The sequence below is a fragment of the Amycolatopsis sp. BJA-103 genome, from assembly GCF_002849735.1.
In the GTDB taxonomy this organism is placed as follows: Bacteria; Actinomycetota; Actinomycetes; order Mycobacteriales; family Pseudonocardiaceae; genus Amycolatopsis.
On sequence record NZ_CP017780.1, the window covers coordinates 5747160 to 5774032 of the forward strand.

Genomic DNA, 26873 nt, shown 5'->3' on the forward strand with positions numbered 1-26873 from the left:
CAGGTGAACGCCGACGGCCACCGGGACGGGGGCAGCATCCTGAGGCGATGAGGTCGTATGCTGACGGTTCGGCAGTACGTCCACGCCTCGCTACGCGGTGAGTCCGGTGGGTATTGCCACTCGGGCGGCTTCTGTGCCAGCAGAAGTCGCCCTTTTACGTCCGGCTATCTCATGCTTCCTCCAGTTTCGCCAGCACCTCGTCGATCACCCGCGGGGTCTCCTCGGGCGGCAACGCCGCATCTTCGAGCTGGAAGAAGATCTTCAGATGTTCGGCCCCCTGGGCCGCACCGCTCGCTTCGTCGAAATAGACGTCACCCGAGGGCTGCTCGACGGTGAGGTAGTAGTCGTTCTCCTGGTCGGACAGCTCCAGCAGTTGGAACGAGCTCCTCATCCCTGGGAAATACCCGGCCTTGAACGGGAGGATCTGCAAGGTCACGTTGGGCCGCTTCGCCATGTCTCGCAGGTGGGTGAGTTGCTTTCGCCATCCGGCCACATCGGCGACCCGCCGGTAGAGGACCGACTCGTCGATGATGAAGAAGTGCTCGAGCTCCTCGTTCCGCAGGCGTCCCTGACGGATGAGGCGCACCTCGATTCCGCGCTCGACCTCGTCCGGGGTGTTGGCACCCGCGGACATGAGAGAGCGGATGTACTCGGGCACCTGGAGCAATCCGGGCACGAGCAGCAAGTGGAATTGCCGGATCAGCACCGCCGAATCCTCAAGCCCGAGGAACCGGACGAAATCCGGCTTGAACAAGTGCCGGTACTCATCCCACCAGCCCGGCTTCTTGCTCTCCTTCGCCAGTCGCACGTAGTTCTCGACCCGGTCCCGGTCCGTGATCCCGTAGTGCAGGAGCAGCGCCTTCAAATCGGTCGTCGAGAGACCCACCGTTCCACTCTCGATACGCGTCAGCTTGGATACAGACCAGTCGAGGGCCTCCGCGACTTCCTTCTGCGTCAGGCTCAGCGCGTCGCGAGCCTCTCGCACAGCAGCCAGCAGGCGCCTCTGGCTGTTCACCGAAGTTTCGGCCCTCGTCATGATCTACAGTCCTCCCGATTCCTGCAATCTGCCACCTAGCAGAACGGTAGCATTCTTTATGATAGGCGTCACCTTGCCATAGTCCCGATCGTGAGCTATCACTAGGCCAGGTTGCGTTACGCCAAGTGGCATGCAGCTATCCGCATAGCCGCATTTCATCGGCCCGGAACATGCCGGAACGGTCCTGCCACAGGACAGGACCGGAGAGGGGCGGCGATGACTTCAGCCGCCGAGAGGGCTCTCGACGAAGGCCTTCCACGCACCTGAGGGGAAACGGAGGACCACTGCCGGGGACTTCGAATCGCGGACGAGGACAACGTCTTGTGCGACGAGAACCTCGACGCATTCGCCATTTCCACCGCCATTGCTGGCCGAGCTCTTGACCCACTTCAGCCGCGCGAAATCGGTTTCTTCCCGCTGCAGGTCATCCAGCGACGCCACATGTGCCCCCGATCCTCGGCAGGCACGCTCGACCGGTAGCAGGCGAGACGGCGCCTGTCCCCTTCAGGTCACCATTCAGGTTAGCGGCGGAGTGTGATCGTCAAACACCGCCGACAGGCGGATTTTCACCTACCATCGCGGTTCATGCCTCGGTCAGGGACTTGTGCACGAGCGCGTCGCACAACGCGAGCCAGCTCGCTTCGACGATGTTGCCGTGCACGCCGACGGTCGTCCATTCCCGCTCGCCGTCGCTGGTCTCGACGAGCACGCGCGTGACGGCGTCGGTGCCCGGGTGGCCGGGCAGGATGCGCACCTTGTAGTCGGCCAGCTCCACACTGTCCAACCAGGACAGGTGCGGGCTGAGTGCCTCGCGCAGGGCGGCGTCGAGCGCGTGCACGGGGCCGTTGCCCTCGGCGGTGGCGATCACGCGCTGCCCGGCGACGTGCACCTTCACCGTCGCCTCGGAGACGACCTGGCCGTCGGAGCGGTGGTCCAGGACGACCCGGTACGACTCGAGTTCGAACGGCGGTTCGTCGAGGACGTCGCTTTGCGGGCCGTCGACCTCCCGCCGCAGCAGCAGTTCCAGTGAAGCGTCCGCGGCCTCGAAGGACCAGCCTTCGGATTCGAGTTGCTTCACCTTGCGTACGGCGCTCGTCAGCGCCTCGGGCTGGCCGGCAAGGTCGACCCCGAGCTCACGTCCCTTGAGCTCCAGGCTGGCCCTGCCGGCCATCTCGGTGACCAGTACCCGCATGTCATTGCCGACAGAAGCTGGATCGATGTGGTTGTACAGCAACGGATCCACCTTGATCGCGCTCGCGTGCAGTCCCGCCTTGTGAGCGAAAGCCGACGCCCCTACGTAAGCCTGGTGGGTGTAGGGGGCGAGGTTGGCGATTTCGGCAAGAGCATGGGAGACCCGGGTGAGCTCGGCGGCGCCTCCGGTCGGGAGCACCTCCATACCGAGCTTGGTCACCAGATTTCCCGTGACGGCGAACAGATCGGCGTTACCCGCCCGTTCGCCGTACCCATTGGCGGTGCACTGGACGTGCGTCACGCCGGCCTGCACGGCGGCGACGGAATTCGCCACCGCGCAGGAAGTGTCGTCCTGACAATGGATTCCGAGCCGGAATCCGGTCCTTTCCTTGACCTCGCGGACGGTTTCCGCGAGACCGAGCGGCAGCTGGCCGCCGTTGGTGTCGCACAGCACGGCGACGTCGGCGCCCGCGTTCACTCCCGCGTCGAGCACCTTCAGCGCGGTGTCCGGGGAGAACGCGTAGCCGTCGAAAAAGTGTTCCGCGTCAAGGAAGACGCGGCGTCCTTCGCCGACGAGGAAGGCGACGGTGTCCCGCACCATCGCGCAGGCCTCGCCGACGTCGACCCGCAGCGCGCGCTCGATGTGACGAAGGTCCGATTTGGCCACCAGCGTGATCACCGGCGCCTGTGAATCGAGCAGGGCCCGCACCTGCTTGTCCTGGTCCGCCTTGGTGCCCGCCTTCCGCGTCGCACCGAACGCGACGAGCGCGGCGTGCCGCAGTTTCAGTTCGCCGGAAGCGGCGCGGGCGAAGAATTCCGTGTCCTTGGGCAGCGCGCCCGGCCATCCGCCTTCGATGAAGCCGACCCCGAGATCGTCGAGCAGCCTCGCCACCGCCAGCTTGTCCGTGACGGAGTAGGAGATCCCCTCGCGCTGCGCGCCGTCGCGCAACGTCGTGTCGTAGAGGTGGAATGCGTCGCCGAGCGGTGTATCGGCGGGCTCCGTGCGGTTCACGGGAAACTCCTTGTGGCGGGAGGCAAAGCTGGTTCGGGCAACAAAAAAACCTCCCGCATGGGTGCGAGAGGTTGCGCGCCGGGGGCTCTTGTGGAGCTGTTATCCGGCGCGCTCGGCGATAATGATGGTGCAGGAGGTCACGAACGCATCATGGCACACGCTCCGGCGGGCGTCCACAGGCCGGGCGACACTTCCCACCTTCTGGGAGCCCCCCCGAATGCAATGAAGGGGACTTTCATTGCAAATTCTGCAATGAAAGTCCCCTTCATCTCAGGGCCGACTACTGAGTGACCGGGCGCACGTTCGACGACACGAGCGCCGCCAGCCGGTCACCGATCGCGTGCGTCGCGCCGGGCGACGCCTGATCGCGGGTCGCGAGGTCGAAGGCCACCGAGGCCTCGATCCGCCGCGCCGCTTCCTTCTGTCCCAAGTGGTCCAGCAGCAGCGAGACCGACAGCACCGCGGCGGTCGGGTCGGCGAGACCCTGGCCCGCGATGTCCGGCGCGCTGCCGTGCACCGGCTCGAACATGCTCGGGTTCCGCCGCGTGATGTCGAGGTTCCCGCTCGCCGCCAGCCCGATGCCGCCGGTCACCGCCGCCGAAAGATCGGTGACGATGTCGCCGAACAGGTTGTCGGTCACGATGACGTCGAATCGGGACGGGTCGGTCACCAGGTGGATCATCGCCGCGTCCACATGGGAGTAGGCGACGGTCACCTCCGGGTGCTCCAGCGAGACCTCTTCGACGATCCGCGACCACAGCGAGCCCGCGTACTCCAGCACGTTCGTCTTGTGCAGGAGCGTCAGGTGCTTGCGGGGCCGCGCCTCGGCACGGTTGAACGCGTCGGTCACCACGCGCCGGACGCCGAACGCCGTGTTGACGCTGACCTCCGTCGCGATCTCGTGCTCCGTGTCCTTGCGCAGCAAGCCACCGTTGCCGGCGTAGGGGCCTTCCGTGCCCTCACGCACGACGACCATGTCGATCTCGCCCGACTCCGCGAGCGGGCCGCGCACTCCCGGGTACAACCGGGCGGGCCTCAAGTTCACGTGGTGGTCGAGCTCGAAACGGAGCCGCAGCAGCAGACCACGCTCCAGAATGCCGCTCGGCACCGTCGGGTCGCCCACCGCGCCCAGCAGGATCGCATCGTGCTGACGGAGTTCGCCGAGCACGGACTCCGGAAGCAGCTCACCGGTGGAGTGCCACCGGGCGGCGCCGAGGTCGTAGTTCGTGATCTCCGCCGTAGGTACGACCTCACCGAGCACCTTGAGCGCCTCGGCGACCACTTCGGGCCCGATCCCGTCTCCTGGGATCACCGCGAGCCGCATCCACACACCTCCGTAGACCAGGCCACCGGCAGTCCGGATGGCCCATCCGCAAGAAAACGCCAGCAGCGGAAGGTTACCGGCCGTAGCCCGGTAGCCGTAGCCGCACCACCCTTATGCCGGAATCTCCCACAGAGCGAGACAGCCGAAAGAGTGAATACAAGAAGGGACGCCCTGGCGGAAAGCATGCCGCCAGGGCGTCCCTCACCTCATCGAACGCGGGTTACCGCACTACCGCGTCAGCCGACACCGATCGGCTGACGTCCGGTGTGCCGTCCGCCGTTGCCCGGCCGGTCGGCGCCCGCGTTGCCGTTTCCGGCGTTCGCCTGGATCTTCACCACGCTCGCCCGGTTGCCCGAGGCGTTGTGGTGATCGATCGCCAGCAGGCCGAGGACGGTGTCCTGCGCGGCCGTGTTGCGGTTGACCACCAGCGCCGTGCCCGGCTTCGCGACGTAGCCCAGCGCGGAGTCGCCGCCGCCCTGGACCGTGTACGCGGGAGCCAAGGCGTCGAACGAGAGCGGCGTGCCGACGTAGTCGATCGTCGACGAGTCCGCACCCGGCGCCGCGTAGAACCCGGAGGTCCCGACCGTGTAGCTGATCTTGTGCGACGCGGCGTTCGGGTCGATGCCCAGCGCGGCGATGCTCACCGGCAGCACGACGACGTTGGTGTCGTACACGTTCGTGTCGACGTCGCCGAGCTGGCCGTTGACCGGCTGGATGTCCACCTGCGGGAAGCCCGGCTTCAGCGCCACCGTGACGGCGACCAGGACGTCGGTCGCGGTCACCTTGGTGACATAGGTCTCGAAGTCCGGCTGCCCGTCGCCCGTGGTGTCGATGTCCACGAACGGCGAGGTGTTGCTTCCCAGGTTGGCCAGGTCGCTCCAGGTGGTGAGACCGAAGGCCAGCAACGCGTTCTCCGGCTCACCCTGCGCCTTGGCCAGCGGGGCCGTGGACGCCGCGCCGACGTAGCGCAGGTCACCACCCTTGGCGGTCTGGTTCAGCGTGCAGTCGGTGGTGACGTCGCCGTCGCACTCGGGCAGCTGCGGGGATTCCGCCTGCAGTTCGAGCACGCTGATCAGCGAGCGGTACCGCTGCGAACCGTTGCCCTGGTCCACGCCCTTGCCGGTCAGGTTCAGCACGGCCTGGTTCTGGCCGTTGCCGAAGGTCACCGCGCCCGGGGTGTTGATGGACGAGACGGGCTTCGGCGCGGAGTACACGGAGAGCCGCAGCGGAACAGTCGTGCCGCTCTTCGGGGTGAACGCGATCCGGCCGGAGGCGTCCGCCACGAACTGCCGGGCGAGGCCGACCTGCGTGGTCGCCATGGTCGGGTCGATGACCTTGCGGAGCGCCTTGGGGTCGGCGATCTTCAGGGTGACCTTGACCAGCGCGACGCCGCGCGGGCTCAGCTTCACGGTCGGCTTGTCCACTGTGTACTCGACACCGGGGAGCGCGTTCACGGCTTCGTAGCCCACCGAGTACTCGACCGGCTTGATGCCCTTGTTGACCACCTTGACCGTCTTGGTCAGGGTGACCGGGCCGCCCGCTTCGACGACGCCGAAGTTGACCGAGACGAAGCCGGGGTTGTCGACGACGTAGGCCAGGACCTGGTTGTCCAGCGCGGCCTTCGCGTCGATCCGGCCGCTGCCGACGCGCTGCGGACCGTAGGTGCGGCCCGAAGCATCGTGGATGTCGTGACCGGCGGTGTTGATGACCGAGGCCTTGACCTCCTCGACCGACCAGTCCGGGTGCGCCTGACGGATCAGGGCGGTGATACCCGAAGTGTGCGGAGCGGCCATCGACGTCCCGGAGATGACCAGGCGGCCCGCCCCGCTTCCGCTGAGCGCGGACGAGATCGAGTCACCGGGCGCGGAGACGTCCGGCTTGCTGGCCGGGCCGCGACCGCCACGCGAGGTGAACGAGCTCGGGGTGTCCACAATGGACTGGTCACTGGTCGGCACGGACACGCGGCCCTTGCCCGTCATGCGGACCTGCAGCGTGCCCGCGTTCAGCGCCGGGCGGAGCGACGCGGTCGCGCTGCCGGTGAGCTGGAACGTCGGGGTGGCGGCGTTGCCCGCGATCCCGGCCGAGAAGTGCTCCAGGGTGGAGGAGAACAGCGCGCCCTTGGCACCGGCGGCCTGCGCGTTGTTCGAGCGGGCGCCCGAACCGCACGCGCGGGTCGCGTCGTTGTCGTCCCATTCGAGCCAGACGATCTTGCCCGCGGCGGCCGCCTTGTCGGCGGCGGAGTACGGGTTGCACCCGGCCGCGTTGGCGGCGGACAGCTTGACCACCGGCGCGGTGACGTCGAGCGTGTCGTAGGTCGCGTAGTTCTGGCTGAACTGGCCGGTCTTCGCGCCCTTGACCCCGGCGGGGGCCACGGCCTCGACGGCGTCACGGAGGACGGAGGCGTCGCGGCTGCTGGCGACGGTCAGCGCCTCGGGCGTGTTGCCCGGCGCGCCGCCGACGTCGTTGAGGTCGCCGCCGTTGCCCGCGGAGAACACCGGGACGACGTTGTTCGCGGCGATCTTGCGCACGAACAGCGAGTCCGGGTCGTCCGGGGTGGCGAAGTCGCCGCCCAGCGAAAGGTTGACGACGTCGAGGTGGTCGGTGAAGTCGCCGTCACCGTCCGGGTCGAGCGACCAGTCGAGCGCCTGCGAGGTGACGTTGGTCGAGCCGTCGCAGCCGAAGACCTTGATCGCGTACAGCAGGGCCTTGGGCGCGGTGCCCGGGCCGATCTGCATCGCTTCGATCTTCTTCTTGTTCAGCTTCTTGTAGTCGCCGGTGAAGGTCTTGCCCGCTTCGTCCACACCGAAACCGGCGACCGTGCCCGCGACGTGCGTGCCGTGGTGGCCGCAGGAGAGCGGGTTGGGGTCCGGCTTCGGGGTCTTGAGGGCCGGGTCGCTGCTGCCCGAGTCGTAGGCGTCGCCGACCAGGTCGATACCGCCGACGACCTTGTCGGTCGGGAAGGCCGGGGTGGCCTGGTCACGGTTGATCGCGTTGTAGGCCGCGGCCGTACCCGGACCACCGAAGTCGGCGTGGGTGTAGTCGATGCCGTCGTCGATCACGCCGACGCGGATGCCGTCGCCGTAGCGGCCGGTCTGCTGCCACGAGGCGAGCGTGTTGGTGAGCTGGACCGCGCTGGAGTTGGTGCGGGTCTTCGGCACGACCTTCTTGACCGAGACGACGTCCGGCCGCTTCGCCAGCTCGCGGATCTTCGCCGCGTCGGCCGTGACGACCGCGCCGGCGACCGCGTTGGAGGTCTGGGTGACCAGCTGGGTCCCGGCGTCGGCGGCCTTGAGCTGGCCGACGACGGAGTTCACCGTCGCGGCGGTGTTGGCCTTGGCGTCCTTCGCCGCCTTCTTGGCCTTCTCCTTGCCGGCACCCTTGTTCTGCTCGGCGTTGAAGGCGTCGACGGCGGGCTGCTTGGCCAGCTCGACGAAAGCGGTGATCTGCCCTTGGGCGGCCTTGAGCTTCGGCTCGACCTTCCCCTGGAATCCATTACGGTCGATCTTCGCCGGCGTGACGCCGTCCGCGAGGGGGACATCCTGTGCGGCTGCGGTCGCCCCGGTCACGGACGTCGCGAGCAACGCGGCGAAGACCGCGGCCGATGAGCGGATGGCCCACCGGGGTACGCGGGATCTGTTCATGAGTAAGTGCCCTCACTCGAGGCCTAGACTCGGAACCTGCCTGCCGCTCGAACACACCCCCGACGGTGAGCCCCGGCGCCGCGCCGTGCCCTTGACGGCGCGATGGTTCGGCCTCGCCGGAGAAACCTATCCGGGGACCAGCACGACTTCAGTAGGCATTTTTCACCGTTATTGAATCTTGCTCTTCGCAACGCCGTGACTACTGGCGAAAAGTATTCTTGTAACGCCGGTAACATGTTGCCATATAACGAAAGCCGCGTCCGGAGACGCGGCTTTCGTTTGTCGGGCTTTCCAGGTCAGCCGAAGTTGACCGCACGGATCGTGTGGGCACCGACGGTGGCGCCGATCGGCTCCAGCAGGTGCGAGTCCACCGAGCGGTCCACCCGCAGCAGCATCACCGCGTCCGCGCCGTCGGTGGTCTGGCTGATCTGCGCGGCCTCGATGTTGATGCCAGCCTCGCCGAGCAGCGTGCCGACGCGGCCCATGATGCCCGGGCGGTCGGGGTACTCGAGCAGCAGCACGTTGCCCTCGGCACGCAGGTCGAAGTGGCGGCCGTTGACCTCGACCAGCTTCTCGACGTCGTCCTTGCCGGTGACCGAACCGGACACCGAAAGGGTCGCGCCGTCGTCGTAGACCGCGCGGACGGTGACCAGGCTGCGGAACTTGGGGCTCTCGGTCTCGGTGACCAGGTCGACCTGGACCCCCAGCTCCTCCGCCACGCGCGGCGCGTTCACGAAGGTGACCTGATCCTCGACGACGCCGGCGAACACGCCGCGCTCGGCCGCGAGCGGCAGCACGCTGACGTCCTCGGTGGACAGTTCGCCCTTGACCACGACGGTGACCGAGGTCGGCGCCTTCGGGTTGAGCGCGGTCAGCACGGTGCCGAGCTTCTGGGTGAGCGAGAGGTACGGCCGCACGTGCTCGCCGACCGTGCCGCCGCCCGCGACGTTCACCGCGTCCGGCACGAAGTCGCCGCGCAGCGCGAGCAGCACGGACTTCGCGACGTCGGTGCCCGCGCGGTCCTGCGCCTCGGCGGTCGACGCGCCGAGGTGCGGCGTGACGACGACGTTCGGCAGGCCGAACAGCGGGCTCTCGGTGGTGGGCTCGGTGACGAACACGTCGATCCCGGCGCCGCCGACGTGGCCGGAGCTCACCACGTCCGCCAGCGCCTGCTCGTCGATCAGGCCACCGCGAGCGGCGTTGACGATGATGACGCCCTGCTTGACCTTCTTGAGCGCCTCGGCGCCGATCAGGCCCTTGGTCTCCGGGGTCTTCGGCAGGTGGATGGAGATCGCGTCGGCGCGCTCCAGCAGCTCGTCCAGCGTGACCAGCTCGATGCCGAGCTGCGCGGCGCGGGCGGCCGAGACGTAGGGGTCGTAGGCGATGAGCTTGGTGTCGAACGCGGCGAGGCGCTGCGCGAACAGCTGGCCGATCTTGCCGAGGCCGACCACGCCGACGGTCTTGCCCTGGATCTCGATGCCCGAGTAGCTGCTGCGCTTCCACGCGCCGCCCTGGAGGCTCTGGTCCGCGGCCGGGACCCGGCGGGCGACCGCGAGCAGCAGCGCGACGGCGTGCTCGGCGGCGGAGACGATGTTCGACGTCGGCGCGTTGACCACCAGCACACCGCGTTCGGTGGCGGCGGGGACCTCGACGTTGTCCAGCCCGACGCCGGCGCGGGCGACCACCTTGAGCGAGGTGGTGGCGGCGAGGACCTCGGCGTCGACCTTGGTCGCGGACCGCACGAGCAGCGCGTCCGCCGTCTTCACGGCTTCGAGCAGCGCGGGACGGTCCGTGCCGTCCACATGCTGGACCTCGACCTCGTCGGAGAACACGCTCAACACGGAAGGCGCGAGCTTCTCGGCGATGAGGACGACGGGCTTGTTCGGCTTGGTCACGATACGGCTCCCACTATCTGGTCTGTGCCTGCGACTCACGGTTGTTCGGTCACGCCGTTGTGCCCGGTTGCGCCGCAGTTTAGACCTGGTGACAGGGGATTGTTAACTCGCCCGTAATCCGGCGAAAACGAGTTCGAGGAGCCGTTCGAGGCCCTTGTCACCCGAAAGATGTTCACTGGCCCAGGAAAGCGCGTGCAGCAGCACCAGCAACTCGTGCGCTGTGACGTCCGCCCTCAGCTCCCCCGAGGCCTTCGCCCGTTCCACCAGCTGGGACACAGCGTCCCGCATGGCGTGACACGAGGCATACAGCGGCGAGGCCTCGTCGTCGAGGACGTCGACCATCAGTTCGGGTAGCCCGCGGTAGCTCGCCGACTGCCTGCCCATCCCGGCGAGCCAGGTCTTGAGCGCGCTCAACGGCTCCGGCGAGCCCAGGAGTTCGCGGGCCGCCACGGCCTGACCGTCGAACCGCTCGCGAAGCACCGTCTCGACCAGCGCCTCGCGGGTCGGGAAGTGCCGGTAGAGCGTCCCGATGCCGACACCGGCATTGCGGGCGATGTCCTCCAGCGAGGCCTCGACCCCGCGCGCGGCGAAGGCACGCTTCGCCTCCTCGACGAGGCGCTCGTAGTTGCGCCGGGCATCCGCGCGCAGCGGTTTCTTCTCGGTGTCCATCGCACTCCCGAGCCTAGTCTCGACAAATCGGAGGCAGCCTCCGTATAGTCGGCCAGGTAACCGGAGGCTGCCTCATGTTAGCTGGAGAGACCGAAGTGAACCTGATCGAAGAGACCCGCGACCTGCTGGGACCGGTGGGCGTCTGGCTGCCGCTCGGCATGCTCAAGCCGTCACCCGAAGAAGAACTGAAGGCACTACGGCGACTGGAAGAGCTGGGATATCGCACCGTATGGGCGGGCGAGGGACCGGCGGCCCGGGAGCTGTTCGCCCACAGCGGCGTCGCGCTCGCCTCCACCGAACGGGTGGTGATCGGCACCGGGATCGCCAACATCTGGTCACGCCCCGGGTACACCGCCCAGGCCGGCGGGCGAGCACTCGCGCACGCCTTCCCCGGCCGGTTCGTGCTCGGTGTCGGCATCGGCCACGCCTTCCAGGCGACGAAGTCCGGTGCGGACTACCGGCCGCTCGGACAGACCCGTGAGTACCTCGAAGCCATGGCCGCCGCGGAGGCCGAATTCCCTTCACCGGTCCCGTTTCCGCGCGTTCTCGCCGCTGTCGGCCCGAAGATGCTCGAACTCGCGAGGGAGCTGACGGACGGCGCGCACCCGTTCGCGCAGCCCTTCGAACACACGCCGTACGCCCGCGAGATCGTCGGGCCGGACAAGCTGCTCATCCCGGAGCATCCGGTCCTGCTCGGCGGCCGGGAGGAAGCGCGGGCGAACATCGCGAAGACCATCGAACTGCTGAAGCAGTACGGCATCCCGCACTACATCAAGGGCTGGAAACGCCTGGGCTACACCGATGCGGACATCGACGGCGTCAGCGACCGGCTCGTCGACGGGCTGACCGCGTGGGGCGACGAGGAGAAGATCGCGCGGCGGATCAAGGAACTCGTCGACGCGGGCGCGGACACCGTGCTCGTCAACCCGGTCGGCGACAGCCTGGACGTCATCGTGGATCAGCTGGAACGACTGGCACCGGCGCTGGCGGAGGTGACCCGATGAGCGTCGGGATCTGGACGTTCTCCTTCGACGGCAAGGAAATCGGCGCGGTCCGCGACGCGGCCTCGGAGATCGAAGAACTCGGCTTCGACGCGGTGTGGTTCGGGGAGTACCTGGGCAGGGAGGCGTTCACTCAAGCGGGCCTGCTGCTGGCGGCGACGTCCCGGCTGACGGTCGCCACCGGGATCGCGCGTTTCGACCAGCGGGAACCGGCGACCGCCGCGGCCGCCGGGCGGACCCTCGCCGAGGCCTATCCCGGCCGGTTCGTCCTCGGCCTGGGCGGGCACCGACGGGGCACGAAACCGCTGGAAGCGATGCGCGGATACCTCGACGGAATGGACGGGACCGAACTGTCCACACCGGACTCCCCGCACCGGCGGCTGCTGGCCGCGCTGGGGCCGAAGATGCTTTCGTTGGCCGCGGAACGGGCCGACGGGGCGCACCCGTACTTCGTCCCGGTCGAGCACACCGCTCGCGCCCGGGAAATCATGGGTCCTTCGGCTTACCTGGCCGTCGAACAGGCCGTGGTTCTGGGCGCGGATCGGGAGATCGCCCGGCGGCACGTGTCGATGTACCTGGAGCTGGCGGCCCACCATCAGGCGAATCTGCGGCGGTTCGGCTTCACCGAGAAGGACTACGGCTCGAATCGCCTCGTCGACGCGCTGGTCGCCGTCGGGGAGGACGAGATTTCCGCCCGGATCCAAGCACATCTGGACGCGGGCGCGGATCATGTCTGCCTTCAGGTCCTGACCGAGGACGAACGGATCCCGCTGCCGGAATGGCGGCTTTTGTCGGGGGTCGCGGGTAGCGTGCGGAAGCGTGACGTCACCGGCTGAACTGGCTTTCGAGAACGCGCGTGAACTGATCGACGCGCAGGACCTCGCCGGGCTCGCGCGCCTGATCGGCGACCTGCCCACGCTCGTCCACGCACACGGGAAGAACGGGAACGACCTGCTCGGCATGGCCGTCGCGACCCGCGACGAGCGGCTGTGCCGGATCCTGCTCGACCACGGGGCGGATCCGGCGTCGGCCAACGTGCACGGCTGGACCGCGTTGCACCAGGCCGGGTATGTCGGGCTGCCGCTGCTGGTCACGATGCTGCTCGACGCGGGCGCCCCGGTCGACGTTCCCGCCCGCGGCGACGGCGGGACACCGCTGGTGGCCGCGCTGTTCTGGGGCCACCGCGAGGCCGCCGAGGCGCTGGCCGCGCACAGCCTGGCCCCCGGGAACCTGCGCGTCGCCGCCGGTCTGGGACACACGGACCTGCTCGACGCGCTGATCGCGCCGGACGGCACGCTTTCCCCCGAGGCGGGCGCGCACCGCGAGTTCCACCGGCCGCACAGCGGTTTCCCGGAATGGCGGCCGAGCGACGATCCGGCCGAGATCGTCAACGAGGCGCTTACGTGGGCCGCGCGGAACGACCGCTCTTCGGCTGTCCGCACGCTGGTGGAACGGGGAGCCGACGTGGACGCCGACGTCTATCGCGGGACCGCGCTGACGTGGGCCGCCGCCCAGGGGAAGGCTTCGGTGATCGGGACCTTGGCCGAACTCGGGGCTTCGGTGAACCGGCAGGGCACCTTCGGCGGGCTCTCCCACGGGGAAGGTGTCACGGCGCTGCACCTGGCCGTGCAGGGCGGGCACGTGGACGCGGTCCGCGCCTTGCTGGCAGTGGGGGCGGACGTGTCCCTTGAGGACTCTTTGTACTCGTCGTCGGCCTTGGGGTGGGCGGAGCACTTCGAGCAACGGGAGATCCTGACGGTACTGCGGGGAGCCTGAGGTCGGCGGGCGTGGGGTGCCCCAAGTGCTATGAAAGGCCCGTTACTTGCAAATTTTGCAAGTAACGGGCCTTTCATAGCACCCCCCAGCCGCTCCAGCCGCCCCTGTCGCCCGTGCTGCAGCGCAAGGTGGACAAGTGGAGTCTACAGTCCGTATCGTCGAAGACGGACTACAGACTCCGTTTTTGTCTGACTGGGAGACCTCAATGACCACACCCCGCGAAGTCTTCGACGAGCTGTCCGAAGGCATCACCGCCGGACGCTGGGAAGACCTTTTCGCGCTCTACGCGGAAGACGCCGTCGTCGAGAACCCGCAGCGCCCACCCGTGCCGGCCCGCTTCGAGGGCCGCGAAACCCTTCGCAAGAACTTCGGCGGAGGAATCAACGTGCGCATGAGCAGGGCAGATGTCCTGATTCACGGGACAACCGACCCGGAGGTGATCATCGCCGAGTACCGCAACGTCGGCGAGGCGCTCGACACCGGGAAGTCCTTCGACATCGCCAATATCCAGCTCCTCCGGGTCCGCGACGGGCTCATCGCCCACTCCCGCGATTACCACGACTACCTGCGCCTGACCGCGGCACGCGACGGTCTGGAGGACCTCGAAAAGAGCTACGAAACCGCGGAGCGGGAAATCACGCCGGTTCCGCCGCGTCCGGTGTCGACGGCGGATCCGAAGAGTCCGCGCGGGGTGTTCGAGCGGCTCGTCCACGGCGTCGCGGACGGCAAGTGGGGTGAGTTGTCAGCGCTCTACGCCGGGAAAACCCACGTGACGCACCCGTTCCTGCCCGGGGCGAAGACCCTGGAGACCAGGGAAGACCTGCACGAGCACTTCAAGTTCGGCGAGCAGCACGAGGTCCGGTTCCAGGTCCGCGATCTGGTGATCCACGAAACCCTCGACCCCGAGGTCGTGATCGGCGAGTTCGATTATCAGGGCACGGCGGGAGGCAGCCCGGAATTCCGGGTCTCCAACATCTTCGTGCTGCGCGTGCGCGACGGGCTGATCGTCGAATCCCGTGACTACGCCGACCATCTCGCCGTCGCGGCCGCCACCGGACGACTGAAGGAACTGTTCGCGCTCGTCTAAGCGGGAAGGTCGAATTCGCCGTCCGCGACGCCTTTCAAGAAGGCGTCCCATTCCCTCGGGGTGAACACGAGGACGTGACCGTCCGGATCCGAGGACTGGCGCATCGCGGTGTAGGTGACACCGTCTTCGTGCGGCACCAACGCGTACTCGACGCAGTCTTCGAGGTTCGCGCCTTCCGGTTCCGCCCGGATCCACGTCACTTCGGTCAAGTCCAGCTCGGGCCGGATGTGGGCTTTGTCGTCCACCGGCTGCTCACTCATGGTGCCCACGGTATCCCTTTCAGGCGCGCAAAACGAAGGGGCCCTTCACCAGGAAGGGCCCCTTCGCGGCGAAACCTAGGCGGTTTCGGTGATCGGCCGGTCCACCCACGACATCAGGTCGCGCAGCTTCTTGCCGGTCTCCTCGATCGGGTGCTGGTTGCCCTGCTCCTCGAGCTTGGTGAAGTTCGGCCGTCCGGCCTCGTCCTCGGCGACCCATTCGCGGGCGAAGGTGCCGTCCTGGATCTCACCGAGGATCTTCTTCATCTCTTCCTTGACCGCCGGCGAGATGACGCGCGGGCCGCGGGTCAGGTCGCCGTACTCGGCGGTGTCGGAGATCGAGTAGCGCTGACGCGCGATGCCGCCCTCGTACATGAGGTCGACGATCAGCTTCAGCTCGTGCAGCACCTCGAAGTAGGCGATCTCCGGGGCGTAGCCGGCCTCGGTGAGCACCTCGAAACCGGTCTGCACCAGCGCGGAGGCGCCACCGCAGAGGACGGCCTGCTCGCCGAAGAGGTCGGTCTCGGTCTCCTCGGTGAAGGTCGTCTTGATGACCCCGGCGCGGGCGCCACCGATGGCGGCGGCGTAGGACAGCGCGAGCGCCTGCGCGTTGCCGGAGGCGTCCTGCTCGACCGCGATGAGCGCCGGGACGCCCTTGCCGTCGACGAACTGGCGGCGGACCAGGTGGCCCGGGCCCTTCGGCGCGACCATGGCGACGTCGACGTTCGACGGCGGCTTGATCAGGTCGTAGCGGATGTTGAAGCCGTGACCGAAGAAGAGCGCGTCGCCCTCCTTGAGGTTCGGCTCGATGTCCTTCTCGTAGATCGCGCGCTGCTTGGTGTCCGGCGCGAGGATCATGATCAGGTCGGCTTCGGCGCTGGCCTCGGCCGGGGTGAGCACGCGGAGACCCTGCTCCTCGGCCTTGGCCCGCGACTTCGAGCCCTCGGGCAGGCCGACGCGGACGTCGACGCCGGAGTCGCGCAGGCTGAGCGAGTGCGCGTGGCCCTGGCTGCCGTAGCCGATCACGGCGACCTTGCGACCCTGGATGATCGAAAGGTCCGCGTCGTCGTCGTAAAAGATTTCCACTGCCATGAGGGGTACTACTTCCTTTCCTGACCTACAACAAAAGTTCTTTATCGAGCTGAGGTGGCGGTAATGGATCGGGCGCCACGGCCGACCGCGACCATTCCGGACTGGACCAGTTCACGGATGCCATAGGGCTCCAGCATCCGCAGCAGGGCACCGATCTTGTCCGAGGTACCGGTGGCTTCGACGGTGAGCGCCTCGGGGGACACATCCACCACTTTCGCGCGGAAGAGCTGCACCGTCTCGAGGACCTGGCTGCGCACGGTGGCGTCGGCCCGGACCTTGACGAGCAGCAGTTCGCGCTGCACGGCTGTGGATTTTTCCAATTCCACGATCTTGATGACGTTGACCAGCTTGTTGAGCTGTTTGGTCACCTGTTCGAGCGGTAGCTCTTCGACGGCGACCACGATCGTCATCCGGGACACCTCGGGATTTTCCGTGGGCCCGACGGCGAGGGATTCGATGTTGAAACCACGCCGGGAGAACAGTCCGGAAACCCGCGCGAGGACACCGGGTTTGTTCTCCACCAGAACGCTCAGGGTGTGCACGCTCATCGCGCGTCTCCTTCTGCCGCGGCGTTGATCTCCGCCTCTGCGGCGACTTCGTCGTCGTCGAAGAGCGGGCGGATCCCGCGCACGGACATGATTTCGTCGTTACCGGTGCCCGCGGCCACCATGGGCCACACCTGCGCATCCTTCCCCACCACGAAATCGATCACGACGGGGCGGTCGTTGATCTCCATGGCGCGCCGGATGGTGGCGTCGACGTCTTCCTTGGTCTCGCAGCGGAGCCCGGCGCAGCCGAGTGCCTCCGCGAGCAGGGTGAAGTCGGGGATGCGGTGCTTGTGGGTACCGAGATCGGTGTTGGAGTACCGCTCCGAGTAGAAGAGGTTCTGCCACTGGCGGACCATGCCCAGGTTTCCGTTGTTGATGACGGCGACCTTGATGGGCGCGCCTTCGATGGCGCAGGTGGCCAGTTCCTGGTTCGTCATCTGGAAACAGCCGTCGCCGTCGATGGCCCAGACCTGCTTGTCCGGGACGCCGAACTTGGCGCCCATCGCGGCCGGGACGGCGAAGCCCATCGTGCCGAGGCCGCCGGAATTGATCCAGGTGCGCGGGTTCTCGTACTTCACGAACTGCGCGGCCCACATCTGGTGCTGGCCGACGCCCGCGGTGTAGACCGCGTCCGGGCCGACGAGCGAGCCGATGCGCTCGATGACGTACTGCGGGGAAAGCGTCCCGTCCTCGGGCCACTCGTAGCCGGCCGGGTAGTCGTCGCGCCAGGAGCGGACCTGCGTCCACCAGTCCTGCAGATCTGGCTTCGCGGACTTGTCGGTCTCGGCGCGGACGGCCTCGATCAGCTCGGTGATGATCTCCGCGCAGTCGCCGACGATCGGCACGTCCGCCTTGCGGTTCTTGGAGATCTCGGCCGGGTCGATGTCGGCGTGGACGATGGCGGCGCCCGGCGCGAAGGAGGACAGCTGCCCGGTGACGCGGTCGTCGAAACGGGCGCCGAGCGCGATCAGCAGATCCGCCCGCTGCATCGCGGCGACCGCGGAGACCGTGCCGTGCATGCCCGGCATACCGAGGTGCTGCGGGTGCGAGTCGGGGAACGCGCCGCGGGCCATCAGCGTGGTGACGACCGGGATCCCGGTCAGCTCGGCCAGTTCCATCAGCTGGCGCGAGGCGTCGGCCTTGATCACGCCACCGCCGACGTAGAGGACCGGGCGCCGCGACTTGCTGATCAGCCGGGCGGCCTCGCGGACCTGCTTGCCGTGCGGGCGCAGCGTGGGCCGGTAGCCCGGCAGCCGCAGCTCCGTCGGCCAGGAGAAGGAGGTCATCTCCTGCAGGACGTCCTTGGGGATGTCCACCAGGACCGGGCCGGGGCGGCCGGTCGAGGCGAGGTGGAAGGCCTCCGCGATGGTGCGGGGGATGTCCGCCGGGTCGGTGACCAGGAAGTTGTGCTTGGTGATCGGCATCGTGATGCCGCAGATGTCGGCTTCCTGGAAGGCGTCCGTGCCGATCAGCGCGCGGGACTGCTGGCCGGTGATGGCGACCACCGGGACCGAGTCCATGTTCGCGTCGGCGAGCGGGGTGACCAGGTTGGTCGCGCCGGGACCCGACGTGGCCATGCACACCCCGACCTTGCCGGTCGCCTGCGCGTATCCGGTGGCGGCGTGGCCCGCGCCCTGTTCGTGGCGGACCAGGACGTGGCGGACCTTCGTCGAGTCGAGCAACGGGTCGTACGCCGGGAGAATGGTGCCGCCGGGAATACCGAACACGACTTCCGCGCCCACCGCCTCGAGCGAGCGGACGAGCGACTGCGCGCCCGTGACCCGCACGGGGGTCCCGGCCGGCGGCGCCGGCTTGGGTCGGGACCCGGATGTTCCGGTGTTCGCTTCAGCTCGCGAGGTGGCACTAGTCATCGCTTGTCTGCCTCGTCTTGTCTAGTCACTCGTTCGGGTATTCATTGGCTGGTTCGGCGTTGAAATTGTTCCAGGCAACAAAAAACCCCCGCCGACCGGAGTGGTCGCACGAGGGTCGCGCGTCGACGCAGCGGAGACTTCCCTAAGCGTCGACGCGCTTGGGAAGTACGAGGCCGGTCTGCGTTGTCACGAGAGTGAAGCTAGCCGGTCGCCGTCAAGAGTGTCAACTCTGCGGGACGGCGATTCCGCATGCTGGACACCGTCGGGGTACTACACGACCCGCGTTCGGGGTCCGGAAGGCCGCGGTGCACCATCTTTGACGTGGTAGAAGAAAAGCAGCAGGAACAGGCGAACGAGGCTCCCAAAGCCGTCTTCAAGATTCCGAACACGGCACTGTTGGCGATCGCTTTCCTCGTCGTTTGTGTGACGCCTGTCGCGTTCGGCGACGTGCCGTACCTCCAGTGGCTCTACGTCTTCCCGATCGCGCTGGCGGTGTTCGTCATCCGGACCCGCACGACCGCGACGGCCGAGGGACTGGAAGTCCGCACGCTGTTCGGGCACCGGGACCTGCCGTGGTCCTCCCTCAAGGGGCTCGCCATCACCGACAAGGCGAAGGTGCAGGCGGTGCTGAAGGACGACACCAAGGTCGCCCTCCCGGCCGTGCGCACTCGCCACCTTCCGGTGATCTCGCTGGTCAGCGCGGGGCACATGGCCGATCCTTCCGGGCTCACGGACGACGTCGCCAAGGCCGAAGAGGCGACGCCGGAAAAGACCGCGGACTCCGGGGAGTAGGATTGGTAGGACCAGTTTGGCGCCGGTTCGCCCGGCAGTGCCCTGGTCCCACCCCGAACCTTGGAGTAAGCCGTGCCCCCACTCCGTTCCCGGACCACCACCCACGGCCGCAACGCGGCGGGCGCCCGCTCGCTCTGGCGCGCCACAGGGATGACCGACAGCGACTTCGGCAAGCCGATCGTCGCCATCGCGAACTCCTACACCCAGTTCGTGCCGGGACACGTGCACCTCAAGGACCTCGGCGAGATCGTGGCGGGCGCGGTGAAGGAGGCGGGTGGTGTCGCCCGCGAGTTCCACACGATCGCCGTCGACGACGGGATCGCCATGGGGCACAGCGGAATGCTCTACTCGCTGCCCTCGCGCGAGATCATCGCGGACTCCGTCGAGTACATGGTGAACGCGCACCAGGCCGACGCGCTGGTCTGCATCTCCAACTGCGACAAGATCACCCCGGGCATGCTGAACGCCGCGATGCGGCTGAACATCCCGGTGGTCTTCGTCTCCGGCGGGCCGATGGAGGCCGGGAAGGCCGTGGTCGTCGGCGGGGTCGCGCAGGCGCCGACCGACCTGATCACCGCGATCGCCGCTTCGGCCAGCAGCGAGGTCGACGAGGACGGGCTGTCCATTGTGGAGCGCTCGGCCTGCCCGACCTGCGGTTCGTGTTCGGGCATGTTCACCGCGAACTCGATGAACTGTCTCACCGAGGCGCTCGGGCTGTCCCTGCCGGGCAACGGCTCCACCCTCGCGACGCACGCCGCCCGCAAGGCGCTGTTCGAGGACGCCGGGCGCACGGTCGTCGAACTGTGCAAGCGCTGGTACTCCCACGACGACGAGTCCGCGCTCCCGCGCTCGATCGCGTCGAAGAAGGCGTTCGAGAACGCGATGGCCCTCGACATGGCGATGGGCGGTTCGACCAACACGGTGCTGCACGTCCTCGCCGCCGCGCAGGAGGGCGAGGTCGACTTCACCATCGACGACATCGACGCCATCGGCCGCCGCGTGCCATGCCTGTCGAAGGTCGCGCCGAACTCGGACTACCACATGGAAGACGTCCACCGCGCCGGTGGCATCCCGGCCATCCTCGGTGAGTTGTACCGCGGCGGGCTGCTGAACACCGACGTCCACTCCGTGCACTCGCCGGACATCGAGTCTTGGCTGTCCACTTGGGACATCCGCGCGGAGGAGCCTTCGGCGCGCGCGATCGAACTGTTCCACGCGGCGCCCGGTGGCGTCCGGACCACGGAGGCGTTCTCCACCGAGAACCGCTGGTCCTCTTTGGACACCGACGCCGCGGACGGCTGCATCCACGACGTCGAGCACGCCTACACCAAGGACGGCGGGCTCGCGATCCTGCGCGGCAACCTCGCGGAGAACGGCGCGGTCATCAAGTCCGCGGGCATCGACGAGGAACTCTGGCGTTTCGAGGGCCCGGCCCGGGTGCTGGAAAGCCAGGAGGAGGCGGTTTCGGCCATCCTCAAGAAGGAGATCCAGCCCGGCGAGGTGCTGGTGATCCGCTACGAAGGCCCGGCGGGCGGCCCGGGAATGCAGGAGATGCTGCACCCGACGGCGTTCCTCAAGGGCTCCGGCCTCGGCAAGAAGTGCGCGCTGATCACCGACGGCCGGTTCTCCGGTGGCTCGTCGGGCATCTCGGTCGGGCACATCTCCCCCGAGGCCGCCGCGGGCGGGGCGATCGGCCTCGTCCAGAACGGCGACCGCATCCTGCTCGACGTCCACGAGCGCCGCCTCGAGCTGCTCGTCGACGCGGACGTGCTGGCCGAGCGGCGCGCGAAGATGGACGCGAGCGAGCGGCCGTGGCAGCCGGTCTCGCGGGAGCGGCCGGTCACCGCCGCGCTGCGGGCCTACGCGCGGATGGCCACCTCCGCCGACACCGGCGCGGTGCGGGACCCGAGCAAGTAGTCCTCTTGTTGCGTGGTCCCCAAACGCTATGAAGGGGACTTTCATTGCAGATTTTGCAATGAAAGTCCCCTTCATTGCACGCGCCCGAACGCATCCAGAGGACTAAACGCGGGTCAGCGGCACAGCACGATCACCACGACCGAGGCCGCCGCGGCCAGCAGGAGCCCGATCAACCCGAACGAGAGCGGCCGCTTGCGCCAAGGCGTGTTGGCGTCCAGCGCGATCCGTCCCGAGCCCGCGAGCAGGACGGTCAGCGAAGCGGCGCCCAGCAGGAGCTCGAACTCGAAGCCCTGCCCTTCCTTCTGGAAGAACCCCCCACTGAACTTCACGAACACGATGTTCGCGCAGACCCCGAGCAGCGCGGCCGCGCCGACCGGGGTGAACAGGCCCACCAGCACGAGCGCGCCGCCGAGTACCTCGCTGATCCCGGTGATCCACGAGAGCAGCGTGGTCTGGCTGGTGTAGCCGAGGTTGCCGAGCACCCTGGCGAAGCCGCCGACCCCGGGCCCGCCGAAGGCGCCGAAGAGGTGCTGGAGCCCGTGCGCGCCCATGGTCACGCCGAGCACCACTCGCAGGACGAGCAGACCGAGATCGATCCCGCCCCTGGTCTCCGCCGGGCCAGGGCCGCTGTCGGAGTCGGCCACGTCCGAGATCATGCTGGTCTGGTAGTCATCGCTCACGCGCGAAGGGTAGGCGAAAGAAGCCCGTCAGGCGACACAGCGGTTCAGAACAGGGTCGCGGGTTCGACCGGTTCGGGCTCGGGCAGCGGGTCGAGGCCGGGCACCAGGGCGCGCACCTCGTCGTGGAACCGGCGGGCGAGCGCGGGGGCGTCGTCGTTGTCGGGGGTGTGCACGAAGACCGTCGGCGACCGGCCCGCGCGCAGCCATTCGGCGACCACCTCGGTCCACGGCCGCCATCCCTCGACGGTCTCCTCGGTCGCGTCCCGGCCCAGATAACGGACGATCGGCCGGTCGGTCAGCGCCCGTGTCCGCCGCGGCAGCCGGGGTTTCTTGGCCCAGGCGTCCTGTTCGGCCTCACTGACCGGCGGGCTCCGGAAGAAGACCATGGTGTCGAACGGCACCCACTCGGCGTCCGCGTCGGTGAGCGTCCGCTCCAGCAGCGACGTCGAGCGGGCGTCTGAGTAAAACTCGGGGTGGCGCACCTCGACGGCACGCCGGAGGCCGGCGGGCAGCCTGCGCAGGAAACGGCCGAGGGCGTCGACGTCCGAGGGGCCGAACGAGGCGGGCAACTGGGTCCACAGGACCGCCCGTTCGCCGAGGGGTTCGATCGCGTCCAGGAACGCCCGCATCTCGGTCTCGACCCCGGCGAGCCGTCGCTCGTGCGTGACGACCTTGGGCAGCTTGACCACGAACCGGAAGCCGGGGCCGGTCTGCCGCGCCCACGTTTCGACGGTGTCCCGCGCGGGGGTCGCGTAGAAGGTGGTGTTGCCCTCGACGGCGTTGCACCAGCCGGCGTAGGCCCGCAGGCGCTCCCCGGCGGGCAGCGACTTCGCCAGGAACCGCCCGGCCCACGCCTTGTGCGTCCACATCGCACAGCCGACATGCAGTGTCGCCATGATGCTCAGTATTCGCCGTGGACCAGATTGTTCGGCAGCTCTCCGCTCAGATAGTGGCTCAGTTCCCTGGCCACCACCGCGTAGGCACGCTGCCGCCTCCCGCTCACCGCGCCCGCGACGTGCGGCGTCAGCAGCAGCCCCGGCACGTCCCACAGCGGATGTCCCTCCGGCAACGGCTCGGGATCGGTGACGTCGAGGGCGGCACGTAACCGTCCCGACGCGAGTTCCGCGACGAGCGCGTCGGTGACGACGACCGGCCCCCGCGAAACGTTGACGAGGATCGCCCCGTCCGGCATCGCGGCCAGGAACTCCGCGTCGACCAGACCCTGGGTGTGCTGGGTGAGCGGCACCATCAGGACCGTGATGTCGTGGTCGGGCAGCAGATCTGGGAGTTCGCCGACGCCGTGCACGCCCTCGCGAGCGGTGGCGCCGACCATCGTGCAGCGCACGTCGAACGTGTCCAGCCGCCGTCGCAGATGCCTGCCGAGGTCACCGGCGCCGATGACGAGGGCCCGCTTGCCCTGCAGGGTGTCGGTGGTCCGGCGGGCCCAGTGTTTCCGCCGCAGGCCGTCGGCGAAACCGTCGAGACCGCGGTAGATCGCCAGGAGGACCGCGACGACCCATTCGGCCGAGCTTCCGCCGTGCGCGCCTCGGCAGGTCGAGAGCAGGACACCGTCCGGCACCTTGCCGATCCAGTCCTCGGCGCCGGCCACCAGCAACTGCACGAGTTTGACGTTCGGCAGTTCGCGCCACAGTTCCTCGCTGGGCTGGTCACCGGTCACGAGGACCTCGGCCCCGGCGGCTTCGGCGGGCACCGGCTCTCCCCGGCGGTACACCACCGGGCGCACGCCTTCGATCTCCGAAAGCGCGGTCACTCCCTCTTCGTCGGGCACGAGCACGGTTACCGTCATGATCGCCACGGTATCGAGTGCCGCTTACCCGTGGCTCACGCACGCCCACCTAGGCTGGCCCCGTGCGTACCCGGTACCGGCGGAAATGGACCGCGCCGCTGGCTCTGCTGGCCTGCGGCTCGCTGCTGCTCTCCGGCTGCGCCGACTTCGACAACACGGCGGCCGGGCAGAAGTTCACCCAGGTCAACCCGCCGTCCCCCGAATCCCCGCCGCAGGTCGGGCCCGGCGGTGACGCGGGCGATTCCGGCCCCGGCGGTCCCGGCGGCCGGGGGAACGGGCAGAACCAGACGCCGACGCCGGTTCCGCCGCCGCAGGGCTGCAAGGACTTCGACAAGGCCGTCATCGCGACCTGCCTGGACACCGTCGCGGCCGTGGCCGCGATCCCCGGCGACGGCACCGCGCCCAGCGCGCTCGCGGGCGAACGCAAGAGCGGACGCATTCTGCTCGCCGCCGCGGGGAAGGACCCGGCCGCCTGGGCCACCATCCCCGTGGACGGCTCCGGCGACGGCGGCCTCACCTCGCTCGCCCTCTCCCCCGGGTTCGCCGAAGACCAGCTCGTCTTCGCCTACATCACCACCCCGACGGACAACCGGCTCGTCCGGCTGGCGAAGGGCCAGGCGCCGAAACCGGTGCTGACCGGCATCCCCAAGGGCGCCTCCGGCAACCGCGGCGCGATCGGCACCGACGGCAAGGGCGCGCTCCTGGTCGCCACCGGCGACGCGGGCAACCCCGGACTCGCCGCCGATCCGGCGTCGCTGGCCGGGAAGGTGCTGCGGGTCGACACCTCCGGCAAACCCGCGCCGGGCAATCCCACCGCGGGCTCGGCGGTCTTCTCCACCGGCGTGCACTCCCCCGGCGCGATCTGCCGCGACCAGGCCGGTTCGCGCATTTGGCTGACGGACAGGCTGGCGGACAAGGACGTCCTCCACCGGCTTCGCGCGGGCCAGCCCCTGACCACCCCGGCCTGGAGCTGGCCGGACAAGCCCGGCGTCGCGGGATGCGCGGACTTCGTCGCCGCCTCCGGCTATCTGGCCGTGGCGACGTCGATCGCGGGCAACCTGCAGCATCTGCCGGTCACCCCGGACGGCGCCGTGACCGGCAAGCCCAGCGTCACCCTGGACGGCAAGACCGGCAAACCCCCGAAGACCTTCGGCCGCCTCTCCTCGATGAGCATGATCAACCCGCAGATAGCGCTGGTCGGCACGATCAACAAGGACGGCGGCACACCGGTTTCGAGCGACGACCGCCTCGTCATCATCACCCCGGCGGCCAGCGCCGGCGGGAGCGGCAAGGACTAGGACGCCGCCCGGCGCGGGGTTCCGGCGACGATGAGCGCGCTGACCGCGAGCAGGGGCAGCGCCCAGAGCGCCGTGGTGAGGTAGCCGTTCCGGGTGGGGAGCAGTGCGCCGTCCGGAGTGGTCGCGGCGAGCAGGAACCCCGCGAGCGCGCTGCCGACGCTCATTCCCATGCTGCGGGCGATCTGGTTGATCGAGAGCACGCTGGCGGTTTCTTCCCGGGGCACACCGACGAGGACGAGCTTGGGCATCACCGCGAAGACACCTCCGACGGCGAAGCCGAGGACGGCGATCGCGGCGAGGACGAGGAAGAGCGACTCGTTGCCGACGGCGAACAACAGGGCACCGGCCATGGCGACCACGACCGAGAGCGTGTACGTCCACCGTTCGGTGATGCGCGCGCTGAGCCGCGGCACCGCTTTGCCCGCGGCGAATCCGAGCAGTGAGAACGGGATCAGGGCCGCACCCGCGGCGACACCGGGAAGCGCGAATCCGTAGCGGGCGTCGCCGGGCGTCTGCACGTAGCGGGTGAACAGGCTGAACAGCAGGTACAAACCGGCCCCGGCCACGAGTATCGCCAGGTTCGCGCGGAGGATCGGCCCCTGGCCGAGCAGCCGAAGATCCACCAGCGGTGCCTTGGTGCGCAGTTCGAGGAACGCCCACACCGCCAGCACCGCGGCGGAACCGGCGAGAAGGCCACCGGCCAGCCACGCGTTCGCCCAGATCGACGGGGCGGCGATGACCAGAAGGATCCCGAGCGTGCCGAGAGCGAGGAGCAGCGCACCCGGGACGTCGATCCGGGGCAGCTCGCCGGGCTCCTCGACGGGCAGGATCCGCCAGGCGATGGCCAGCGCGACGGCGGACAGGAGGAATCCGAGTCCGTACGCGGCACGCAGGCCCGCGAGCTGGTCGAGCAGGCTGATCAGCGGGTAACCGACGCCGATGCCCACGGTCGACGCGACCGAGATCGCGGCGATCGTCGACACCGAACGTTCGGCAGGCAGGTGAGCGCGGGCGACGCTCATCAACAGCGCTCCGGCCGCGACAGCGAGCCCTTGCAGAGCTCGCCCGATCAGCAACGCCGCGAACGACAGCGGGAGCACCGTCAGCAGCCCGCCCACCATGACCAGGGCCAGGGTGGCCAGGATCGTGACCCGGCGGTACGGGCCGCCCCCGAGCCTGCCCAGCACCGGGCCCGCGATCGCGCCGCTGAACAACGTCACCGTCAACGTCCACTGCGCGGCGTCGAGGGACACGTGCATCCCCGTCGCGACCGGCGTGATGAGAGGCGCCCCGACGCTGCCGATCACCGCTCCCGACAACGCCGTGCAGACCAGCGCCACGCTCAGCCCGCCGTCCACGCGGGTGGTCACCGGTTCGCCTCGGTGGTGATGTGCGCGAACAGCTCCGGCCGGATCCAGGTGCGAACCCCCTCGGCCCAGTCCGCTTCGACCTGTTCGACGTCCATCGCGGCGCCGGTGTTCAGCAGCATCCCGAAGGCGAGGAACGTCTTCACGGTCACCGGTTCGAGTCCGGTGCCGTCCTCGGCCGTGTCCCACATCCGGGCGAAACACGACCGCACCACGTCCCGCACCTCCGGGTCGCCACAAGCGGCGAAGCCCTGGAGCTGCAACAACAACCCGGTCCGATCGGCCAGCAAATCGAAGTACTGGGCGCCCATCGCCGAGAGCGCGTCCAGGCCGGTCTTCCCCTCGCCCGCGTCTCGCATCCCGTCGCTGACGCGCGCGAAAGCGGCCTGGACCAGCTCCAGGAACAGGGCCTTCTTCGTCCCGAAGATCCGGAAGACATACGCCTGGGTGATCCCGGCCGCCCTCGCGATCGCCTCCGTCGACGCCCCGTGCAACCCGTGTTCCGCGAACTCCTTCGCCGCGATGGCCAGCACCTGGGCACGCCGGTCGGTTCCGCTCATCCGTTCAGCCATGCCGCGAGGTTACTGGTTACTAACCACTAACTAGGCGGGT

At 68.6% G+C, this 26873-nt stretch carries 23 protein-coding genes; 7 read left to right on the plus strand and 16 right to left on the minus strand.

Annotated features, from left to right (window positions below):
- Nucleotides 1-169: 169 nt before the first annotated feature.
- The 7 genes from BKN51_RS25010 to BKN51_RS25040 all read right to left on the minus strand — a co-directional run bounded on the left by BKN51_RS25010 (nt 170) and on the right by BKN51_RS25040 (nt 10768).
- Nucleotides 170-1036: a helix-turn-helix domain-containing protein gene (locus BKN51_RS25010; RefSeq protein ID WP_101609928.1), complete on the minus strand. Its 867-nt coding sequence runs from the start codon at nt 1034-1036 to the stop codon at nt 170-172.
- Nucleotides 1037-1258: 222 nt separating this feature from the next.
- Nucleotides 1259-1477 (minus strand): DUF397 domain-containing protein, encoded by a 219-nt coding sequence (locus BKN51_RS25015; RefSeq protein ID WP_233222994.1) that lies wholly within the window; start codon nt 1475-1477, stop codon nt 1259-1261.
- Between the two features lie 142 nt (nt 1478-1619).
- Nucleotides 1620-3239 (minus strand): citramalate synthase, encoded by a 1620-nt coding sequence (gene cimA, locus BKN51_RS25020; protein ID WP_101609930.1) that lies wholly within the window; start codon nt 3237-3239, stop codon nt 1620-1622.
- A gap of 280 nt (nt 3240-3519) precedes the next feature.
- A complete protein-coding gene (locus BKN51_RS25025; RefSeq protein ID WP_101609931.1) occupies nt 3520-4563 on the minus strand; it encodes a 3-isopropylmalate dehydrogenase in 1044 nt (347 codons plus the stop codon).
- A 236-nt stretch (nt 4564-4799) separates the two neighbouring features.
- Complete coding sequence (locus BKN51_RS25030) at nt 4800-8204, minus strand: S8 family serine peptidase (protein ID WP_101609933.1); 3405 nt, start codon at nt 8202-8204, stop codon at nt 4800-4802.
- A 296-nt stretch (nt 8205-8500) separates the two neighbouring features.
- Nucleotides 8501-10099 carry a phosphoglycerate dehydrogenase gene (gene serA / locus BKN51_RS25035; protein ID WP_101609935.1) on the minus strand — a complete coding sequence of 533 codons (1599 nt, stop codon included), beginning with the start codon at nt 10097-10099 and terminating at the stop codon, nt 8501-8503.
- Nucleotides 10100-10201: 102 nt separating this feature from the next.
- Nucleotides 10202-10768, minus strand: a complete 567-nt coding sequence (locus tag BKN51_RS25040; RefSeq protein ID WP_101609937.1) for a TetR/AcrR family transcriptional regulator — start codon at nt 10766-10768, stop codon at nt 10202-10204.
- A gap of 95 nt (nt 10769-10863) precedes the next feature.
- On the opposite strand from BKN51_RS25040, the gene BKN51_RS25045 reads away from it, so the two are divergent.
- From BKN51_RS25045 to BKN51_RS25060, 4 genes are all read left to right on the plus strand, one after another.
- On the plus strand, nt 10864-11772 hold the full coding sequence (locus BKN51_RS25045) for a TIGR03620 family F420-dependent LLM class oxidoreductase (protein ID WP_101609939.1): 909 nt from the start codon (nt 10864-10866) through the stop codon (nt 11770-11772).
- On the plus strand, nt 11769-12605 hold the full coding sequence (locus BKN51_RS25050; RefSeq protein WP_101609941.1) for a TIGR03620 family F420-dependent LLM class oxidoreductase: 837 nt from the start codon (nt 11769-11771) through the stop codon (nt 12603-12605). Before BKN51_RS25045 ends, BKN51_RS25050 begins: the two co-directional genes overlap by 4 nt.
- The gene (locus tag BKN51_RS25055; RefSeq protein ID WP_101609942.1) at nt 12589-13545 is read left to right on the plus strand and encodes an ankyrin repeat domain-containing protein; all 957 of its coding nucleotides are present in this window, start codon (nt 12589-12591) and stop codon (nt 13543-13545) included. Before BKN51_RS25050 ends, BKN51_RS25055 begins: the two co-directional genes overlap by 17 nt.
- Nucleotides 13546-13750: 205 nt before the next feature.
- The gene (locus tag BKN51_RS25060) at nt 13751-14632 is read left to right on the plus strand and encodes a nuclear transport factor 2 family protein (protein ID WP_101609943.1); all 882 of its coding nucleotides are present in this window, start codon (nt 13751-13753) and stop codon (nt 14630-14632) included.
- On the opposite strand, the gene BKN51_RS25065 is transcribed toward BKN51_RS25060, so the two are convergent.
- The 4 genes from BKN51_RS25065 to BKN51_RS25080 all read right to left on the minus strand — a co-directional run bounded on the left by BKN51_RS25065 (nt 14629) and on the right by BKN51_RS25080 (nt 18400).
- Entirely contained in the window at nt 14629-14892 is a 264-nt protein-coding gene (locus BKN51_RS25065; protein WP_101613443.1) for a DUF397 domain-containing protein, read from the minus strand. The two genes, BKN51_RS25060 and BKN51_RS25065, sit on opposite strands and share 4 nt — an antisense overlap.
- A 75-nt stretch (nt 14893-14967) precedes the next feature.
- Nucleotides 14968-15981, minus strand: coding sequence for a ketol-acid reductoisomerase (gene ilvC, locus BKN51_RS25070; protein ID WP_101609945.1), 1014 nt, complete (start codon nt 15979-15981; stop codon nt 14968-14970).
- Between the two features lie 41 nt (nt 15982-16022).
- On the minus strand, nt 16023-16529 hold the full coding sequence (ilvN, locus tag BKN51_RS25075; RefSeq protein ID WP_076162709.1) for an acetolactate synthase small subunit: 507 nt from the start codon (nt 16527-16529) through the stop codon (nt 16023-16025).
- Nucleotides 16526-18400 (minus strand): acetolactate synthase large subunit, encoded by a 1875-nt coding sequence (locus BKN51_RS25080; RefSeq protein WP_101609947.1) that lies wholly within the window; start codon nt 18398-18400, stop codon nt 16526-16528. The genes ilvN and BKN51_RS25080 overlap by 4 nt, the downstream gene beginning before the upstream one ends.
- A 321-nt stretch (nt 18401-18721) precedes the next feature.
- Between BKN51_RS25080 and BKN51_RS25085 the strand changes: the two genes are divergently transcribed.
- Nucleotides 18722-19192 carry a PH domain-containing protein gene (locus tag BKN51_RS25085; RefSeq protein ID WP_101609949.1) on the plus strand — a complete coding sequence of 157 codons (471 nt, stop codon included), beginning with the start codon at nt 18722-18724 and terminating at the stop codon, nt 19190-19192.
- Between the two features lie 72 nt (nt 19193-19264).
- Entirely contained in the window at nt 19265-21109 is a 1845-nt protein-coding gene (ilvD, locus tag BKN51_RS25090) for a dihydroxy-acid dehydratase (protein WP_101609951.1), read from the plus strand.
- A 113-nt stretch (nt 21110-21222) separates the two neighbouring features.
- Here the strand turns inward: ilvD and BKN51_RS25095 are convergent, their stop codons facing one another.
- From BKN51_RS25095 to BKN51_RS25105, 3 genes are all read right to left on the minus strand, one after another.
- Nucleotides 21223-21765, minus strand: a complete 543-nt coding sequence (locus BKN51_RS25095) for a DoxX family protein (RefSeq protein ID WP_101609952.1) — start codon at nt 21763-21765, stop codon at nt 21223-21225.
- A gap of 68 nt (nt 21766-21833) precedes the next feature.
- Nucleotides 21834-22658, minus strand: coding sequence for a DUF72 domain-containing protein (locus tag BKN51_RS25100; protein ID WP_168214592.1), 825 nt, complete (start codon nt 22656-22658; stop codon nt 21834-21836).
- Between the two features lie 32 nt (nt 22659-22690).
- A complete protein-coding gene (locus tag BKN51_RS25105; protein ID WP_101613444.1) occupies nt 22691-23596 on the minus strand; it encodes a 2-hydroxyacid dehydrogenase in 906 nt (301 codons plus the stop codon).
- Between the two features lie 62 nt (nt 23597-23658).
- On the opposite strand from BKN51_RS25105, the gene BKN51_RS25110 reads away from it, so the two are divergent.
- Nucleotides 23659-24894 (plus strand): PQQ-dependent sugar dehydrogenase, encoded by a 1236-nt coding sequence (locus BKN51_RS25110; RefSeq protein WP_101609956.1) that lies wholly within the window; start codon nt 23659-23661, stop codon nt 24892-24894.
- Here BKN51_RS25110 and BKN51_RS25115 read toward each other — a convergent pair.
- Both BKN51_RS25115 and BKN51_RS25120 read right to left on the minus strand, forming a co-directional pair.
- A complete protein-coding gene (locus tag BKN51_RS25115; protein ID WP_101609958.1) occupies nt 24891-26264 on the minus strand; it encodes an MFS transporter in 1374 nt (457 codons plus the stop codon). The two genes, BKN51_RS25110 and BKN51_RS25115, sit on opposite strands and share 4 nt — an antisense overlap.
- Nucleotides 26261-26833, minus strand: coding sequence for a TetR/AcrR family transcriptional regulator (locus BKN51_RS25120; RefSeq protein WP_233222993.1), 573 nt, complete (start codon nt 26831-26833; stop codon nt 26261-26263). Before BKN51_RS25120 ends, BKN51_RS25115 begins: the two co-directional genes overlap by 4 nt.
- Nucleotides 26834-26873: the final 40 nt, after the last annotated feature.

What these genes read in the sequence shown, in the direction of transcription:
- BKN51_RS25010 (WP_101609928.1), bottom strand. Translation starts at nt 1,036, where the DNA reads ATGACGAGGGCCGAAACTTCGGTGAACAGCCAGAGGCGCCTGCTGGCT.
- BKN51_RS25025 (WP_101609931.1), bottom strand. Translation starts at nt 4,563, where the DNA reads ATGCGGCTCGCGGTGATCCCAGGAGACGGGATCGGGCCCGAAGTGGTC.
- BKN51_RS25030 (WP_101609933.1), bottom strand. Translation starts at nt 8,204, where the DNA reads ATGAACAGATCCCGCGTACCCCGGTGGGCCATCCGCTCATCGGCCGCG.
- BKN51_RS25040 (WP_101609937.1), bottom strand. Translation starts at nt 10,768, where the DNA reads ATGGACACCGAGAAGAAACCGCTGCGCGCGGATGCCCGGCGCAACTAC.
- BKN51_RS25050 (WP_101609941.1), top strand. Translation starts at nt 11,769, where the DNA reads ATGAGCGTCGGGATCTGGACGTTCTCCTTCGACGGCAAGGAAATCGGC.
- BKN51_RS25060 (WP_101609943.1), top strand. Translation starts at nt 13,751, where the DNA reads ATGACCACACCCCGCGAAGTCTTCGACGAGCTGTCCGAAGGCATCACC.
- BKN51_RS25065 (WP_101613443.1), bottom strand. Translation starts at nt 14,892, where the DNA reads ATGAGTGAGCAGCCGGTGGACGACAAAGCCCACATCCGGCCCGAGCTG.
- ilvC (WP_101609945.1), bottom strand. Translation starts at nt 15,981, where the DNA reads ATGGCAGTGGAAATCTTTTACGACGACGACGCGGACCTTTCGATCATC.
- ilvN (WP_076162709.1), bottom strand. Translation starts at nt 16,529, where the DNA reads ATGAGCGTGCACACCCTGAGCGTTCTGGTGGAGAACAAACCCGGTGTC.
- BKN51_RS25080 (WP_101609947.1), bottom strand. Translation starts at nt 18,400, where the DNA reads ATGACTAGTGCCACCTCGCGAGCTGAAGCGAACACCGGAACATCCGGG.
- BKN51_RS25095 (WP_101609952.1), bottom strand. Translation starts at nt 21,765, where the DNA reads ATGATCTCGGACGTGGCCGACTCCGACAGCGGCCCTGGCCCGGCGGAG.
- BKN51_RS25100 (WP_168214592.1), bottom strand. Translation starts at nt 22,658, where the DNA reads ATGTGGACGCACAAGGCGTGGGCCGGGCGGTTCCTGGCGAAGTCGCTG.
- BKN51_RS25105 (WP_101613444.1), bottom strand. Translation starts at nt 23,596, where the DNA reads ATGACGGTAACCGTGCTCGTGCCCGACGAAGAGGGAGTGACCGCGCTT.
- BKN51_RS25120 (WP_233222993.1), bottom strand. Translation starts at nt 26,833, where the DNA reads ATGGCTGAACGGATGAGCGGAACCGACCGGCGTGCCCAGGTGCTGGCC.